This is a genomic window from Streptomyces sp. NPDC093064 (assembly GCF_044754605.1).
In the GTDB taxonomy this organism is placed as follows: domain Bacteria; phylum Actinomycetota; class Actinomycetes; order Streptomycetales; family Streptomycetaceae; genus Streptomyces.
The window spans coordinates 87,849-103,814 of record NZ_JBIVPK010000006.1 but is presented as its reverse complement, the minus strand read 5'-3'; the positions used below and the strand labels follow the sequence as shown (position 1 = coordinate 103,814).

Here is a 15,966-nt window from a genome sequence, read left to right as displayed (position 1 = left end):
GTCATACCGGCTGTGACGGCGGTGTCAGAGGGTGGCGGTCGGCCTCCGCGTCACAGCACGACTTCCGAGGAGGACTAGCGGCGGCCGGGGAAGTGGTTACGGTCGCCGTACCAGCCGTGGTAACGGTCGTTGTACCAGCCGTGGTGCCGGTCCCAGTGCCGGCGGTTGTTGTACCAGCCGTGGTGCCAGCCCCGGTAGCGGTAACGGTCGTCGAAGTGACCGCGGCGCCCGTCGTAGTCGTGGCCGAACCCGACGCCCTCCACGGGGCGGCTGTGCGAGAAGCTCCTTCCGTTGTCGCGGTCGTGGTCTCCGTCGGCCAGTGCCGGCAGAGCGGCCGCGCCGACGAGGGCGCCCGAAGCCACACAGGTGGCAAGCAGGCGGAGCGCCGTACGAGAAACAGACATGAATCCCCTCACGGTCATGCACGCCCGCCCTGGTCGGGCGGGGCGTGCGATCCGATTCCCGGCTCTGTGCCGAGGCGCCACACTGTGGCCCTCCACGACGACAGCAGATGACCAAAAGGATTCGTGTTACGAAACACGGATATATCCGTAACTCTCCCTTGTATGGACCATCGATCCGGGGAGAGCGCGGGCCGCCGACCCGGTCCCTGCCCCGAACCACCCCGCGATCAGGAGGAAAACGGCTGACGATTCGTGGCTCTCCCGGCGATCTCGCCGCCTCGACTCCCACGAATGGCCGAACGGCTTTCGTAACAGCGGGGGCGCCTCCTAACGGGGGACCCGTTTCGCACGGCGGCGATCCGGTCAGTCGGTGACGAGGTGCCGGCCGACGGGATCTGCCTGTCGGACGTGCACATGATCGACGGCAGCATCGACTGCCCCCTGGAGGAGGTCACCCCGGGCCATGAGTCGGCGGGCACCATCGCCGAGGTGGGCGCCCGTGTTCCGTACTGGCAGCCGGACCGGCGCGTGGTCATCGCACCGGGGAGGGCCTGCGGCTCCTGCCCGCACTACGGGGATGCCCAGGGCTGCCTGGCCCCCGGACGATGGGGCAGAACTGGGACGGGGCCTGGGCGGAGTGTGTCGCCACCTCGTTCCAGACGCTGGTGGAGGTGCCCCCGACGGCGTACCGATCGAGCGGCGCGACCTCGACGCCGGGCGCGTCGGCGCGACGGGCGAACCGTCCGGAGCGGGACGTGTGCTGTCGCGGCTGCCCGCACGATGGTCGGCCTCAGGACTGCTGGCGGGGCTGTGCGTGGCCGTCGTCGCCACCGGCGGGTTGTGGCTGCTCGGGGTACTGGGGCTGCCCGGTCTTCCGCTGGGGGGATTCGTGGCGTTCATGGCCGTGTACACCGGCCTGCTCGGGTACGCCATGACGCGCTGGGTGAGACCACCCCCGACACCCTGGAACTCCTGGCCGAGCACGCCGCCGAAGCGCTCGGCCCCGCCGTCCTCACCGCCCTCCCGGGGGACTGGTCGGCTGCTGGTCGAGGCCGATGTCGACATGGTCGCGTTCACCGGCAGTGCGGCAGCCGGGGCCGATGTGGCCGCGCGTGCCGCGGGGCGCCGGGTCAGTCTCGAACTCGGCGGCAACGCCCCCGCGCTCGTCCTGCCCGACGCGCCTGGCGACACCTGTGCACAACTGGCCCGCGCCTGCGTCTACAACGTCGGGCAGAGCTGCGCGGCCCCCGCCCGGGTCATCACCCTGCGCGAGAACTACGAGCGGGTGGTGGAGGAACTGACCGCCGCGGCACGGGAATGCCTCGCGGGACGGGACTTCGGTCCGCTCGACAACGCGGGTCAGGCGGCCCGTTACGACGGCATCGTCACGGCCAGCGCCGCGGGGCGGAACTTCGCTGCCGACATCGCCCCTCGGCCCGGTGAGGAGAGCGGCTTCTGGCGGCCGACCCGGATCCTGGCCGACCTGCCCGACGACGATCCTGCGGTGGTGGAGGAGGTCTTCGGCCCGCTGCTCACCGTGCAGCACGCCGAAGACCTGGACGCCGCCGTCGCGCTGGCCGACGGAGTCCCACAGGCGCTGGCGGCGAGCGTGTGGACCCGTGATCTGACCACGGGGCTGGAACTCGCCGGCCGGCTGAACGCGGGGGAGGCCTGGCTCAACTGCCATCTGGTGCAGACCGCGGAACTCCCGCACGGCGGCCGGGGCGCCTCGGGCCACGGCACGGACCTGAGCACCCTGGCCCTGCACGAGTATCAGCGCCCCAAGACCGTGACCGCACGCCTGCTCCGCGACATCTGACGGCGGCCACGCGCCGCAGGGCTCCCGAGAACCTTCGTGCCGGTCCCGTGTGCCGGTCAGACGCCGTGCGGACTCGCCGTGGTGGCCGAGGGGGTGGGGGAGGGGGGCTGGGGGTGCTTGCTGGCGTACTGGTCCGCGGTGACGCTCAGGGACTGCGCGATCTGCCGCAGGTACGCGATGAGCCGCTCGGTCTCCTCCTGGTCGCCGCCGGCCGCCTGCGTCTCCTGCTCCCACATCTTCTGGAGGATCGCCTCGGCCTGCGCCCTGGCGGCCCGCACCATGGTGCGCGCCTGTTCGCGGGCCGCGAAGACGGTCTGCTCGGCCGCCTGCTGGGCGCGGGCCTGCTGAAGTACGGCGTCCACGGTCGGCACCCCGGTGGGGGTGCTGCCGTCGCCGATGTTGTTCGCGCGGATCCAGTCCCGGTGGCGCTGCATGTCCGTGCGCAGCCGGTCGTTCTCCTCCGTCAGCGCTATCAGAGTCGACGCGCAGCGGCGCAGGGCTTCGTGCACCGACTCCTCGCTGTAGCCGCGACGGGTCAGGGGAGCCCGGGGGAAGGTCATCGACCGTAGTGTCTCGGGCGTCACCAGGTGCTCCTCCGGATGCGGTGCTCCTGTCTCGTTCACGTTTCTCCGATCAACGTGCTTCTTCGAAGTGCAGCAGGTCGTGCGGAATGCCCGCGTCCGCCAGATCGCGCACTGTCGCCGAGACCATGGCCGGCGAGCCGCAGACGTAGAAGGAGCATCCGCTCCACGCGGCGGCGCGCAGCACCGGGCCGGCGAGGCTGCGGTTGTCGACGGTGCCGGCGTCCGCGCCGACCAGGGGCGTGACGCGAAGCCATGGGTGTGCCTGCGCCAGATGCCTCAACGCGGGCAGGTCGTACAGTCCGTGGTTGTCGCGCGCTCCGACGAACAGGTCCACCCGGCGCGGGGGACCGTGCTGGGCTATCTCCTCGACCAGGGCGCGCAGCGGGGCCAGACCGGTGCCCCCGCCGATCAGCACCAGATCCCGGCCGCCGGACGGCTGGAGCGTGAGCCTGTTGCCGACCGGGGCGCCGAGGCGCAGCACGTCGCCCTGCCGCAGCCCGTACACCAAGGCCGGGCTGACCAGACCGCCGTCGATGGCTCGAACGTGCAGCTCGACGGTTCCGTCGGCGCGCGGTGAGTTGGCCGGGGTGAACGACCGCCAGGTGCTCGGCAGCGACGGGGTTTCCACCATCACGGACTGCCCGGCCAGGTACGCCATCGGGTGGTCCAGGCGCAGGGTGAGGACCGCGATGTCGAAGCCGCGCTGCTCGTGCCGTACCACCTCGGCGTTCCACCACGGCGGATTCACCGTGCCGTCGGCATCGGCGGCCTGCACCATGGTGCGGGCCACCAGGGCGTAGGCCTCGGTCCAGCCGCGTTGCAGCTGCGGGGTCCACGCCTCGCCCAGGAAGTACGCCAGCGTGGCCAGCAGCGCCTGCCCCACCGCCTCGTAGTGCTGCGCCACCACCTGGAACTTGCGGTGGTCCCGGCCCAGCTGCCGCAAGTACGGAACCAGCCGGTCCGGATCGTCGGCCTCCGCGACGATCCGGCCCAGGGCGGCGACGAGCCGATCGCGCTGTGCCCCCATGGCCACCGGGAACATCGGCCGGACCTCCGGCGCGATGATGAACAGGTAGGAGTAGAAGTACCGGGGCACTTCGTCCCCCGACTTGCCGACCAGGGCGAAGGAATCTCTCAGCGCCTGTGCATCGCTCACGTCCGCCCTCCGGTGGCTGACATCAGGGTTGACTTCCGGACAATGGGGCCGGCCGGCGGCTCGTTGCGAGGAGCCGCCGGCGGCGGCTCACTTCGAGGCGGCCGCGCCGGCGTCGAGCATGGTGTTGCTGATCAACCCGTAGACGGCCGCCCAGGACTCCTCGACGGCCGGCGTCCACGCATCGCCCGCGTAGTGGCTCAGGGTGGCGATCAGGCTGGCCCCCACGGCCGGGTAGTGCTCGGGCAGCACGCCGTATCCCGCGTGGCGGCGTCCCAGGTTCTCCAGCATGCCTATGAGGGTGTCGGTGTTCTCCAGGTTGGCGACCAGGGCACCCAGCGCGGCCCACAGGCGGTCGCGCTGCTCGTCGATGTGAGCCGCGAACAGGGGGCGCACATCGGGATGGTGGGCGAACAGGTGGTCGTAGAAGTACGCGGTCACCTGCGTGCCATGGGGCTGAACAGCCGCGAAGCTGCTCCGGATCAGTGAAAGGTCTGCAGTCATGGCGGCCGACTGTAGCCAGAGGCGCGTGGACCGAACAAGTGGAGGGCTTTCTGTAATGAGTTCGTCAAGTAGTTGTCCACAGGGGTACACAAGCGCGGCCCCCGGCGGGCGTCCCGGTTCGGGGGAGTGCCCGGCCGGCCCCTGGCCAGTGGCGTCACGTATGCCCTGCCCGCGACCCGGAAGCTGAAGTTCCCGTCTTCATAAGTTCGTTTCTGACATGCATTCACCTGGCCGATCCACCGTGTCCGTCGCCCTGCAGGCACGATGGAAGGAACTGCGTCAGATGCAGCCGGCAAGAAGTCGCGGACGGCTCATGGCCGTCGGCGCGACTGCCATGCTTCTCGTCACCAGTCTTGTGACATCCGCTCATGCGACCCCAGACTCGGGCAAGGGCCAGGACCCCAAGCCCTCCACCCCCGTCTCCCAGGTCGCGCCCGCCCTCACCCCGGCCGACGGGGAATACCTCGAAGGCACGAGGAAGGTCGCCGCGGAACCCGTCGCGGCCGGTGACAGCGTCACCGAACTCTCCGTGGACGACCAGCGGATCGACGCCACCAGGACGCTGGGCGTCTCCGAGCTGCGCTTCGACGTCGGGTCCAACTCGACCGAGGCCCGGTACCACAACTACGTGCTCGTCAACGGCTCCTACAAGGCCGAGATCGGCGACTTCGTCAACGAGCGGGCGACCCTCGAGGTGCCCAACGAGTACCTGGTCACCGGTGAGAACACCGTCGAGATCCACGCCGGTGCCATCGAGACCTCGTGCGGCATGAACTACGACGACTTCGTCCTCTCCGACGTCAGCCTGGAGCTGCTGGGCGAAGTCGCCGACGGCGAGGACAACCCGTACACCCTGTCCTTCGGCGACGGCAGCTGCGGCACCAACGAGACGCTGCTGAAGAAGGCGACCCTGAAGTTCTACGTCCACGGAAACCCCAAGGGCACCACGGGCCTGACCGCCGACCTGGACACCACCAAGTTGGCCAACGGCAAGCACACCATCGCCGCGAAGAACGCCTCCGGCGCCACGGTCAAGCACACCGTGACGGTGAACAACGCCCCGGCCGGCGCACCCACCCTGCTGCCCAAGGACGGCACTCTGGTACGGGGCGCCCAGACCGTCACCGCCACGTCACCGGCCTCCGGTGGGGCCGGCACAGCCTCCCTCACCGTCGACGGCAAGGAGCCCAAGGCCCGCGCCACGCTCGGCACCGGCGCCGCGACCTTCTCCTTCGACGTCGGCACCAACTCGATCGACGCCAAGTACCACAACTACCTGCTGGTCAACGGCAAGCGCATCGAGATCGGCGGCACCTACGTCAGCGAGCGCGTGAAGATCGCGGTCCCGGCCCGGTTCCTGAAGCCCGGCGACAACACGATCAAGGTCGTGACCGGTGTCTACGCCGACAGCTGCGGCGCCAACCGCGACGACTTCGTGATGTCCGACCTCGACCTCGAACTCGCGGGCGCCACCGTGACCGGCCGTGACATCGAGCAGACATACAACATGGGTGACGGCAGCTGCGGCAGCAGCCAGACCATGCTGCGCGACGTCGAACTGCACTACACGATCGACGCCTCGGCCGTGCACGTCGTCCCGACCCTCGGCTCGGGCACCGCTACCCTCGGCTTCAACGTGGGCAGCAACTCGATCGAGGCCCGCTACCAGAACTACCTGCTGGTCAACGGCCAGAAGGTGGTGCTCGACAGCGACTACGTCAGCGAGCGCGTCGACTTCACCTTCCCCAATGAGTACCTGGTGCCCGGCTGGAACACGATCGACTTCGTGACCGGCACGTACCAGACCTCGTGCGGTGCCAACCGGGACGACTTCACGATCAGCAACGTCGTCCTGACCGCGGCCAAGGGCAAGGCCGCCGGCCAGATGCTCAAGAGCTCCTACGGCATGGGCGACGGCAACTGCGGCAGCAACGTCAACCTGCTGACCGAGATCGACCTCGAGTTCCTGGTGGATGCGCCCGCCCAGGGCCTGCGCGCCGACCTCGACACCACCGCGCTCGCGGACGGCGAGCACAAGCTGGCCGCCGCGTCCACCACCGGAGAGGCCGCCACCCGCGCCCTGTTCACCGACAACTCCGGCCCGGCGGTCACGAGCAGCGTCCCGGCCGCGGGCCAGAAGATCAACGCAGCGGTCGTGCTGGACGTCAAGCTGGAGGACGCCTCCGCCGTGGTCTCCGGCCCGGACGTCAAGCTGGACGGCAAGCCGATCGCGCTCGGCGCCGAGGTCGGACCCGGCCTCAAGGCCGGTGCCCACACCCTCACGGTGACCGGCACCGACGGGCTCGGCAACACCGCCACCCGGGAGATCGCCTTCACGTCCGCGGGCATCCCGGACGCCCCGGCCGGGCTCTCCCCGGCGATGGGCGACACCGGCGTGCGGGGCTCCGCGACCCTCTCCGCCAAGGTCGGCGTGCCCGACGGCGGCAAGGTGGAGGCGACCTTCTCCGAGGCCGAGATCCTGACGCCCAACCAGGCGTACCAGGGCACCTCGCGGGAACTGCCCACCACCCTTCAGGTGAAGGGCGAGAAGCAGGTCAGGACCGACGGGCTCCTGCCCTTCGACGGCAGGACGCTCGACGCGCCGGCCGGCCCGGACATCACCTACCAGCGGTTCGACGTCCAGGTGAAGGGCCATGTGGACACCCCGGTGCTCCGCTGGGAGGGCGTCATCGACCCCGAGCGCCTCGCCGGACTGCGGGCCTGGAACACCAGGACCCAGGCGTGGGACCTGCTCACCAGCTCCCGTGGCGCGGCCAAGGGCACGACCCGGCTCGGCGCGGTCGTCGACGACCGGTACATCGACCACCAGCAGGTCCACGTCATGGTGACCGGTGAGGACCCGTTCGCCGACGACATCGAGCCCGGCGACCCCGACGCCTTCGCCGACCCGTCCACCTACGACTTCTCGATCGCCCACTTCACCGACACCCAGTACCTCTCCGAGGGCTCGGTGAAGCCGGAGACCGCCGAGGAGCGCAAGGTCTGGGAGTCCGGCTACGCCAAGATCGTCGACTGGATCAAGGCCAACCAGAAGCAGCGGAAGATCGCGTACGCGGCGCACACGGGCGACATCATCGAGGACAACATCCGCAAGCCCGCCACCGACGCCCAACAGCAGACCGTAGTCAAGGAGTTCGAGGTCACCTCCAAGCTCCAGCGTGGCCTGGACGAGGCCGGCATCCCCAACGGGGTGATCGCCGGCAACCACGACAACCAGTCGGGCACCGAGACCGGGCCGGAGTCGATCTACAACAAGTACTACGGTCCCGACCGCTACCACACGGCCGCCCAGGGCTGGCAGCACGCCGCATACGGCGGCCCGTGGAAGCCGGGCGACAACCAGAACCACTACGACCTGTTCTCGGCCGGCGGGCTGGACTTCGTGGTCGTGGGCCTGTCGTACGGGGTGACGCGGGAGGAGGCCGAGTGGGCCGACTCCGTCTTCAAGAAGTACCCGGACCGCAACGGCATCCTGCTCTCCCACGACTACCTGGTGCCCAGCGAGAACCCCGACGGCCGCGGCGCAGGATTCTCCGCCCCCGACGGCTCGATGCTCTACAAGACGGTGGTGGAGAAGAACCCCAACGTCTTCCTCATCCTCGCCGGACACGAACACGGCGTCGGCACCAACGTCAAGCCGAAGGTGGGCCAGGTCGGCAAGGGCGTCGTCGAACTGCTGGCCGACTACCAGTTCTACACGGTCCGCGCCGACCGCCTCGGCCTCACCGGCATCGGCGGCCACAAGCCGGACGACGAGCTCCAGTTCGGCGCGAGCTTCCTGCGGCTGCTCCAGTTCAACGTGGCGCGGTCCGAGATGACGGTCAACACGTACTCCCCGCTGCTGGACGACTTCGGCGCCACCGAGTTCGACCCGCGGCACCGGTACGACGGCAGGGAGGACAACATGATCCTCCCCGTCGACCTCACCACCCGCACGACCAGCTTCAAGACGGACTCGCTGGCGCTCTACAAGCCGAAGCAGATCATCGGCAGGAGCACCGTGGCGTCGGGTCAGGTCGCCTCGGTGAAGTGGGACGACCTCAAGGACAGCTCGGCCTATGCCTGGTTCGTGACGGCGCGCTCCTCCGGCGGCGGCGTGACCGCCTCCGAGCCGAGCGTCTTCGTCACCAGGGACAGCAACGGCCGTCCCGGCAAGCTGAGCGACAGCTCACCGCTGTCGGCCTGGTTCGACCGCCGGTGACGTACCACCGCCGGTGACGTCCGACCGTATGTGACACCCGGCCGCCCCGGACCCCGGTCCGGGGCGGCCCTCCTTCCGCATTGGAGACACCAGACCATGCGCCGGCTGTTCGCCCTCCCCCTGCTCCTTCTTTTCCTCCTCCTGGGAAGCACCCCGGCCTCGGCGCACGACGCCACCACCAAGGCCCACGCCCGGCTGACCGGCGACGGCACGGACGTCACGGCCGAACTCGAACTCGAATACGACCTCCTCATGAAGTCGGCCTGGCTCTACGCCGAGGCCTACGAGGCCAAGGAACGCACCGAGCAGCTCCACCAGCTCCGGATCAACCACGACGCGGTGACCGAGTACGTCACCGAGCGGTTCGCCGTGGCCTACGACGACAAGCCCTGCGCACCGTCCACGGCGGGCGACGGAGACATCCGCATGCGAGGCGGAAAGGCCTTCGCGGTGCTGACCCTCGTCTACGACTGCGCGGGCGGGAGCGGAGGCGAGCACGCCGTCTCCAGCGCGCTCTTCCCCGACCAGGAGACCTTCGTCCACAGCACGGAGACCCTGGTCACCTATGACCTCGACGGCACGGAGGGCTCGGCGGTCCTCTCCGCCGGCGACCCGACGCTGCGCACCGCCCAGCGGCAGGCAGCCCACCAGGTGGGGGAGTTCTTCCTGCTCGGCACCGAGCATCTGCTGTTCGGTCTCGACCACGTCCTCTTCCTGACCGCCCTGCTCATGGGCGCACGCCGGCTACGCGACGTCGTCGTCACCGCCACCGCCTTCACCGCCGCCCACAGCGTCACGTTCCTGCTGGCGACGCTCGGAGTGGTGGAGGTGCCCGGCGCCCTCGTCGAGCCGGTCATCGCGGCGACGATCATCGTCGTGGCGGCCGCCAACTTCCTCGGAAAGGGCGAGGACAGGTTCGGCAAGTGGCGGCTTCCGGTGGTCTTCGCCTTCGGTCTGATCCACGGGCTGGGCTTCGCCGGCGCGCTCGACATCCGCGAGCCGGGATCGTGGGGGCTGCTGCTGTCGCTGCTGAGCTTCAACCTCGGCATCGAGGCCGCCCAACTGGTCCTCATCGCCGTCCTCTTCCCCTTGCTGACCCTGGCCCGCCGGACGCCAGCGGCCCGCTGGGTGGCGGTCACGCTGACGACAGCCATCGTGACGATCAGCCTGTACTGGTTCCTGGACCGCGTCTGGGGCGTCGTCGGTCCGATGGGCTCCGCCTGAAGTCTTGGAGAACCCTTCGGGTCGGCCTGGTGAGCATCGTGGCAACTTCGGCTTACCTACCTGCACTTTTGTGGCGGGAGTCGGTCGCGAGGGCCGTAACGTGAGGCGTCCGTGATCGTCCAGCAGTGCTTCTTCGTAAGGAGGGTCGGGTGCCGATGCGTGACGCGCAGGGCACGTTGTCCATACCTGTACCGGAGGTTGCGGTCGGGACCGGCCGACCGCCACGGCCCACCCGGCCGCGCGGGCCCGCCACCTCGGTACGGACCGGCCCCCGCCTGTACGCCATCGACGCCATCCGCCTGCTCGCCGCCCTGATGGTCGCCGTGCACCACTACGCGGGCACGCGCCGGGTCAACCAGCCGGACAACGCGATATGGGACCGCCCGGTCTCCGAGATCATGCCGACGGTGTTCCACTTCGCGACGTACGGCTGGATCGGCGTCGAGATCTTCTTCGTGATCAGCGGCTTCGTGATCTGCATGTCGTGCTGGGGCCGCACCCCTCGACAGTTCTTCGTCTCGCGCGTGATCCGGCTCTACCCGGCGTACTGGTTCGCGATCGTGTTCACGACGGCCGTGCTGGCGGCCCTGCCGGGCGTCTGGGAACGCTTGCGGCCGCGCGACGTCCTGCTCAACCTCACGATGCTCCAGTCCGGTTCGGGCGTGCAGAACGTCGACGGCGTGTACTGGACCCTGTGGGCGGAACTCCGCTTCTACCTGCTCTTCCTGCTGGTGGTGGTCACCGGCCTGACCTATCGCAAGGTCGTCGTCTTCTGCTGTGTGTGGGGTGCCGCCGCGATGCTGGCCCCGGTGGCTTCGTTCCCACTCCTCGATCTGCTCGCCGGCCCCGACGCCGCCTGGTACTTCATCGCCGGCCTCGCGCTCTACCTCATGCACCGCTTCGGTCAGGACCTGCTCCTGTGGGGCATCCTCGCCATGTCGTGGCTCATGGGCCAGCGGGAGCTGGGGCAGCGCATCGACGAGGTCGAGCATGTCTCCAACTGGCGGGGCGCAGTGCTCCTCTACACCGTGTTCCTGCTCGTCATGATCGCCATCGCCCTCGGTCTGACCGACCGCATCCGCTGGAAGTGGCTGGTCACGGCCGGGAGCCTGACCTACCCGCTCTACCTGATGCACTACGCGGCCGGTACGACGCTGATCAACCGCCTGCGGGACACGATGGACGCCCGGCTGCTGGTCGCCTCGCTGCTCGCCTGCTTCCTGGTGCTGAGCTACCTGGTCCACTGCTGCGTGGAACGGCCCCTGGCAGGAGCGCTGAAGAGGGGCCTGGACACCTCGTTCGCCCGGATGCGGAATGCGGGACGCGCCGACCGGGAGTGACACCAGCGGAAGCCGGTCACGCTCGAAAGCCGGCGGGGGCTGGTACGGGGGACCGTGAGTGTCAGGTTCCAGACATGCCGGTTTCTGACAGTAAACAGCCGTTCAAAAACTGGTAGTTGACCTTACAGACTGGGCGGCGCCCGCGGATGCCCCACCGGGCACCCTCGAAAGGAGCCCCCGTGAAAAAGGCCCTCTCCGTGGCGGCGAGCATGGCAGTCGCCGCGACCTGTGCTTTTGGCATGGCGCTTCCCGCGCACGCCGCCGATACGACAGGGACCACGACCGTCGCGAGCCGGTCGCTGCAGTCGGCCGTCGACACCTCGGCCATGGCCCCGCAGACCAAGGCCCTTGTTGACCGGATTCTGGCCAAGCTGCCCGCCGACTGGGAGTCCCGCGTCGATGCGGCCCGTGCCAAGTACGGCCTGAACGAGTCGCAGTGGAGCGAGATCCGCGACAGTGCGATCAACCCCGGCGACTACCAGTGCCAGCGCACCGAACTGACGACGTACGCCAACACCCTCCTCAACGGCGTCCAGGACCCGTTCACCCTCTTGATTCTCCAGCTCTTCGGCGGCTTCGACTTCCCGACCTACGACGCGCTGGTCTTCGGGTCCGAGTCGAAGGCGAACACCTTCGGCGTCAACGGCGAGTACACCCAGAAGCTCACCGCCGAGATGAAGAACCTCAAGCGCTTCTGGGACATCGACTCGGCGGGCATCGAGCTGATTCCCATGCACGGGGCCGACGTCTACTCCAGCCCCGAGCGGCTCGCGCGCACGCTCTCCGTGCTGTACGGCGGGACGGCCGAGGACAACCTCGACCTGGCCGAGCTGTTCATCGAGCTCGTCGACTCGGAACCCGTACTCCAGGGCGGCGCGAACCCGATCTTCACGTTCAACGCCTTCGCCTACAGCGAGGTGGACGATCCGGATCCCCTCGGCATCTCCGACCGGATCATCATGGGTGACGGCATCATCCAGGGCATGACCGAGGTGGGCCTGGGCGACGTCGCGCCTCGGGCCATCGTGGGCCACGAGTTCGGCCACCACGTGCAGTACCAGAACAACCTCTTCGAGAGCGACCTGGCAGGCCCGGAGGCCACCCGCCGTACCGAGCTCATGGCCGACGCGTTCGGGACGTACTACCTGACCCACGCCCGCGGCGAGGCGCTGAACGCCGCCCGGCTCCTCAAGTCCGAGAAGTCGTTCTACCAGGTCGGCGACTGCAGCTTCAGCAGCTCGGGCCACCACGGCACGCCGAACCAGCGCCTTGCCTCGTCCAGTTGGGCGGCGGGCGTGGCCAACGACGCGGCGAACCAGGGGCACGTCCTGCCCGCGCTCAAGCTGGACGAGCTGTTCGAGGCCAAGCTCCCCGACCTGATCAAGGCGGACGCCCGCTGACGACCGCGGTCCCACGGAGGGGCGTTGACCGCCTGAGCGGCTGAAGACCCGCGCGGGGCGGGCCGGATCAGACACCGGCCCGCCCCGCGCGCCCATCGCACGGGTCCGACCGGGGCCGTGGTTCAGAGCCAGTCGCGGCGGCTGGCCTGGACACCGAGCTGGAACCGGGTCTTGGCGCCGAGCATCTCCTGGAGGCGGGCGATGCGCCGGGCGACGGTCCGCTCACTCACTCCCAGCTCACGGGCGATCGACTCGTCGGTCAGCCCGGTGCTGAGGTAACTCAGGAGCTGGCGGCTCTCGTTCATCGGGCTGGCCTCGCTCCCGACGACCTCACCGGCCGGCGGCAGCGGAACGGCCACCCGCCAGTACGACTCGAAGACGCCGATCAACCCGTCCAGCAGCCCCGACGGCTGGACGACGACGCTGTGGTGTCCGGTGCGGTCCGGCGCGGTGACGGACACCACGGCGAAGCGGTCGTCGCAGACGAGGAGGTTCAGCGCGACGTCGGGGAAGACCCGTGCCTGCTCCCCGTGGTCGACACACGTGTGCGCCACCTCCAGCGCCTTGGGGGCCTGGAGGATGTTGGCGCTGTACACCACGCGGTAGGCGATTCCGCGGCCCAGCGCGTTCAACGTTCCGGGCCCGACCTCCGGTACCCGATCGCCCCCGCCCACCGGCCCTATCGACAGTGCGCGCACCTCCGCCAACGCCTCGCTGTGGATCCGCTGTTGAACTGCCTCGGGTCTGCCGGAGGTGTCGACGACCTCGACATAGCTCGAACCCGCGGTGTGGTCGAGCCAGAACCGCGACAGCACCGTCGCGCTCTCGTAGGCGATCCGGGCCTCGCGCGCGCGTCGCTCGGCGACGGCCTCCAGCATCGCGCGAGGCGGCTGGGCGATCAGCCTGTCGTCCGCGCGCGACACCAGACCGATCTCGCCGAGTTCGGTCACCGCGTACTGGATGCTTTCGAGAGGCGACCCGACCAACGTCGGCCGCCCGGTGAGCTCGAGCAAGGTCTGCGGACCCTGTTGCACGAGCACGAGATAGACGGCCTCCGCCGTCGCGGAGAGCCCGAGAGCCTGCAACGGGCGCAGTTCGCGCATGTGTCCCCCCAACCCCGGCGGCGCTGAACGCACCACCGCCACTGACTCCATTCGTACGGTGACTGTCCGATTACAGAAGAGCGCCAGACTAGCAGCACGTGATCATGCGGATGCCGGTGTCCTGTCCGTCATTCCGACCCCGCACCGCCGCCGGTCGCGCCGGCCGAACGCGCTGACTCGAGCCTGGGGGCGGTAGGCATGGAGATGTCGTCTGTATGGTCGGGGGCATGGCCACCGATGACGATGCTCTTCTCGCGGAACAGATGGCCTATTACAGGGCCGGTGCGACCCAGTACGACAGGCCGTATGCGGAACGCGAGGAACTGCGGGAGTTGCTGTCCGCCGCCGATGGGCTCCCGATCGCCGGAGACGTGCTGGAACTGGCTTGCGGAACGGGCCAATGGACCTCGGTGCTCGCAGCGCGGGCGCTGTCGGTGACGGCTGTCGACGCGGCAGCCGAGGTATTGGACATCGCACGGACGCGAGCCACGTCCGACAACGTGCGGTTCGTTCGGGCCGATCTGTTCGAATGGCAGCCGCCGCGAGGCTACGACACGGTGTTCTTCGCCTTCTGGTTGTCCCATGTCCCGCCGGCGCGATTGCCCGACTTCTGGAACTTCGTCGCGGCGGCGCTCGCGCCGGGCGGCAGAGCGATCTTCATCGACGACGGCCCGGCCGGGGCTGCGGAGGAAGAGGTCCTCGCGGATCACCCGGCCCCGGCGGCGATGCGCCGGCTCGACGACGGCAGCCGGTACCGCATCGTGAAGGTGTTCCACGACGCCCGATCCCTCACGGACGACCTCACCGCGCTGGGATGGTCGGTTCGCATCCGGACCGTCGGCGCGAATTTCATCGGGATCGCGGAACCGCCGGCCGCCACGTCGTGATGCGACCGGGCTGATGGCCTTGCGGTGACGTGGGACTCGTGAACCAAGTCGCGTTCACCCACGCTGCGTTCTCTCGCTCGGTGCGCTGTTCACAGGGCAGACCGCCCCGATGATGTTACTCCCAAGTATTTGAGGACGTCGGCTGTGTCCGGATGCTCAGAGCCTCGATGGACCAGTCGAACAGCGGCGCCAGGCTCTCCGGGGGCGGCCAGCCGTTGACCACCGCGAGCAACTGGAGGTAGCGATCTCTGCGAGGGTCGTTGATGTTCTCCAGCCGAATCGCCAGTCGGCGGCGCAACTCGATGTCGTCCGGGTGGTCGAGTACGCGTGCGTAGTGGGCCATGAGTGCCGCGACGATCGGATCGGCCTGGGGCGAGGCCGGATCGATATGGGTGGCCAGGGCCGGGCCGACCAGGTCGCGGACGGTTGCGGCAATGTCGCGGCGTGGGCCCGTCGTATCGCCTCGGGCCTGCTCGGTTGCGTGGTCCTCGGCCATCCGCCGCACTCCGGTGCGGAAATCCGGATCCCGGGACAGCTCGGCCAGCTCCATCCACGCCTGGACCTGCTCGGCATCGGGGTCGATGGGCAACTCGGGGGTCATCGAGCGCATGACGCCCGCGAATGCGGGGGTGGCATCGAGACCGCCGAAGACGGCCTCGAGGAAGTCATCGATCAGACGCCGGCGCTCGTCCTCTGAATGCTGGGCCAGTTGGTGCATGAGTTCCGTCTCCTCGGGGGTGGACCCACGCTCGGCCACCGCTGTCAGCACCGCGCGCCGCAGGCTCAGTACACGGATCTGCACCGCCAGCGCTTCGGCGTGCGCCGCGGCGACCTCGCGAAGTGAGAGCTCCCGGTCCACGACCTTGCGGATCGTGGGAAGATCCAGTCCCAGCTCGCGCAGGGTCCGTACGAGGTCCAGGCGTGCCATGGCATCGGCGTCGTAGCGGCGGTAGCCGGCCGGGCTGCGGTCCGTCGGCGCCACGATTCCGCGATCGGAGTAGAACCGAATGGTTTTGACCGTGAGACCGGTCCGCCGAGCGAGCTCGCCGATCGTGTAGAGCGTGTCGCCGTTCATGCCTCCACCTTTGACTCTCCCCCTACGGGAGACTCAAGCCCTGTGACGGCACCACACGCAAGCAACCGTCCAAGGCCCGCACCGTGACCAAGAGGGTCCCCCGCGGGCCTTTCCTGGCACGCTCGGCCAACTGGCCCCGCAGGACGGGACCTTCAGCCCAACGATCGTAGCCATTCGGCATCCGGCGGTGCGCGGCGTCCGCGACGAGAGTGAGGAGCGTAAGGGCAAGGACCGGACACTCGCGAAGGGAT

The 15,966-nt window shown here is 69.1% G+C and carries 12 protein-coding genes and 1 pseudogene; 7 read left to right on the top strand and 6 right to left on the bottom strand.

Annotated features, from left to right (window positions below; all coding sequences use genetic code 11):
• Positions 1-74: 74 nt before the first annotated feature.
• Positions 75-404, bottom strand: coding sequence for a hypothetical protein (locus ACIQFZ_RS10010; RefSeq protein WP_402691008.1), 330 nt, complete (start codon positions 402-404; stop codon positions 75-77).
• 378 nt (positions 405-782) lie between these two features.
• Here ACIQFZ_RS10010 and ACIQFZ_RS10005 point away from each other — a divergent pair.
• Both ACIQFZ_RS10005 and ACIQFZ_RS10000 read left to right on the top strand, forming a co-directional pair.
• Positions 783-995 (top strand): annotated as a pseudogene (locus tag ACIQFZ_RS10005) (alcohol dehydrogenase catalytic domain-containing protein); the annotation flags it as partial.
• Positions 996-1,161: 166 nt separating this feature from the next.
• Positions 1,162-2,223: an aldehyde dehydrogenase family protein gene (locus ACIQFZ_RS10000; RefSeq protein ID WP_402691007.1), complete on the top strand. Its 1,062-nt coding sequence runs from the start codon at positions 1,162-1,164 to the stop codon at positions 2,221-2,223.
• Between the two features lie 56 nt (positions 2,224-2,279).
• Here the strand turns inward: ACIQFZ_RS10000 and ACIQFZ_RS09995 are convergent, their stop codons facing one another.
• From ACIQFZ_RS09995 to ACIQFZ_RS09985, 3 genes are all read right to left on the bottom strand, one after another.
• Positions 2,280-2,807 carry a DivIVA domain-containing protein gene (locus ACIQFZ_RS09995; RefSeq protein WP_402691006.1) on the bottom strand — a complete coding sequence of 176 codons (528 nt, stop codon included), beginning with the start codon at positions 2,805-2,807 and terminating at the stop codon, positions 2,280-2,282.
• Between the two features lie 49 nt (positions 2,808-2,856).
• Positions 2,857-3,963 (bottom strand): globin domain-containing protein, encoded by a 1,107-nt coding sequence (locus ACIQFZ_RS09990; RefSeq protein WP_402691005.1) that lies wholly within the window; start codon positions 3,961-3,963, stop codon positions 2,857-2,859.
• Positions 3,964-4,050: 87 nt separating this feature from the next.
• A complete protein-coding gene (locus ACIQFZ_RS09985) occupies positions 4,051-4,464 on the bottom strand; it encodes a globin family protein (RefSeq protein WP_365431098.1) in 414 nt (137 codons plus the stop codon).
• 355 nt (positions 4,465-4,819) lie between these two features.
• On the opposite strand from ACIQFZ_RS09985, the gene ACIQFZ_RS09980 reads away from it, so the two are divergent.
• From ACIQFZ_RS09980 to ACIQFZ_RS09965, 4 genes are all read left to right on the top strand, one after another.
• Positions 4,820-8,686: a metallophosphoesterase gene (locus ACIQFZ_RS09980; protein WP_402691004.1), complete on the top strand. Its 3,867-nt coding sequence runs from the start codon at positions 4,820-4,822 to the stop codon at positions 8,684-8,686.
• Positions 8,687-8,782: 96 nt separating this feature from the next.
• Positions 8,783-9,910 (top strand): HupE/UreJ family protein, encoded by a 1,128-nt coding sequence (locus tag ACIQFZ_RS09975; RefSeq protein WP_402691003.1) that lies wholly within the window; start codon positions 8,783-8,785, stop codon positions 9,908-9,910.
• Between the two features lie 155 nt (positions 9,911-10,065).
• Positions 10,066-11,250, top strand: coding sequence for an acyltransferase family protein (locus tag ACIQFZ_RS09970; RefSeq protein WP_383058452.1), 1,185 nt, complete (start codon positions 10,066-10,068; stop codon positions 11,248-11,250).
• A 179-nt stretch (positions 11,251-11,429) separates the two neighbouring features.
• Complete coding sequence (locus ACIQFZ_RS09965; protein ID WP_402691002.1) at positions 11,430-12,650, top strand: hypothetical protein; 1,221 nt, start codon at positions 11,430-11,432, stop codon at positions 12,648-12,650.
• A 122-nt stretch (positions 12,651-12,772) separates the two neighbouring features.
• On the opposite strand, the gene ACIQFZ_RS09960 is transcribed toward ACIQFZ_RS09965, so the two are convergent.
• Positions 12,773-13,753 (bottom strand): LuxR C-terminal-related transcriptional regulator, encoded by a 981-nt coding sequence (locus tag ACIQFZ_RS09960; RefSeq protein ID WP_402691001.1) that lies wholly within the window; start codon positions 13,751-13,753, stop codon positions 12,773-12,775.
• Positions 13,754-13,980: 227 nt separating this feature from the next.
• Here ACIQFZ_RS09960 and ACIQFZ_RS09955 point away from each other — a divergent pair, with 227 nt between their 5' ends.
• On the top strand, positions 13,981-14,640 hold the full coding sequence (locus ACIQFZ_RS09955) for a class I SAM-dependent methyltransferase (RefSeq protein WP_383058456.1): 660 nt from the start codon (positions 13,981-13,983) through the stop codon (positions 14,638-14,640).
• 115 nt (positions 14,641-14,755) lie between these two features.
• Here the strand turns inward: ACIQFZ_RS09955 and ACIQFZ_RS09950 are convergent, their stop codons facing one another.
• A complete protein-coding gene (locus ACIQFZ_RS09950) occupies positions 14,756-15,715 on the bottom strand; it encodes a MerR family transcriptional regulator (RefSeq protein WP_365424804.1) in 960 nt (319 codons plus the stop codon).
• Between the last annotated feature and the right edge of the window lie 251 nt (positions 15,716-15,966).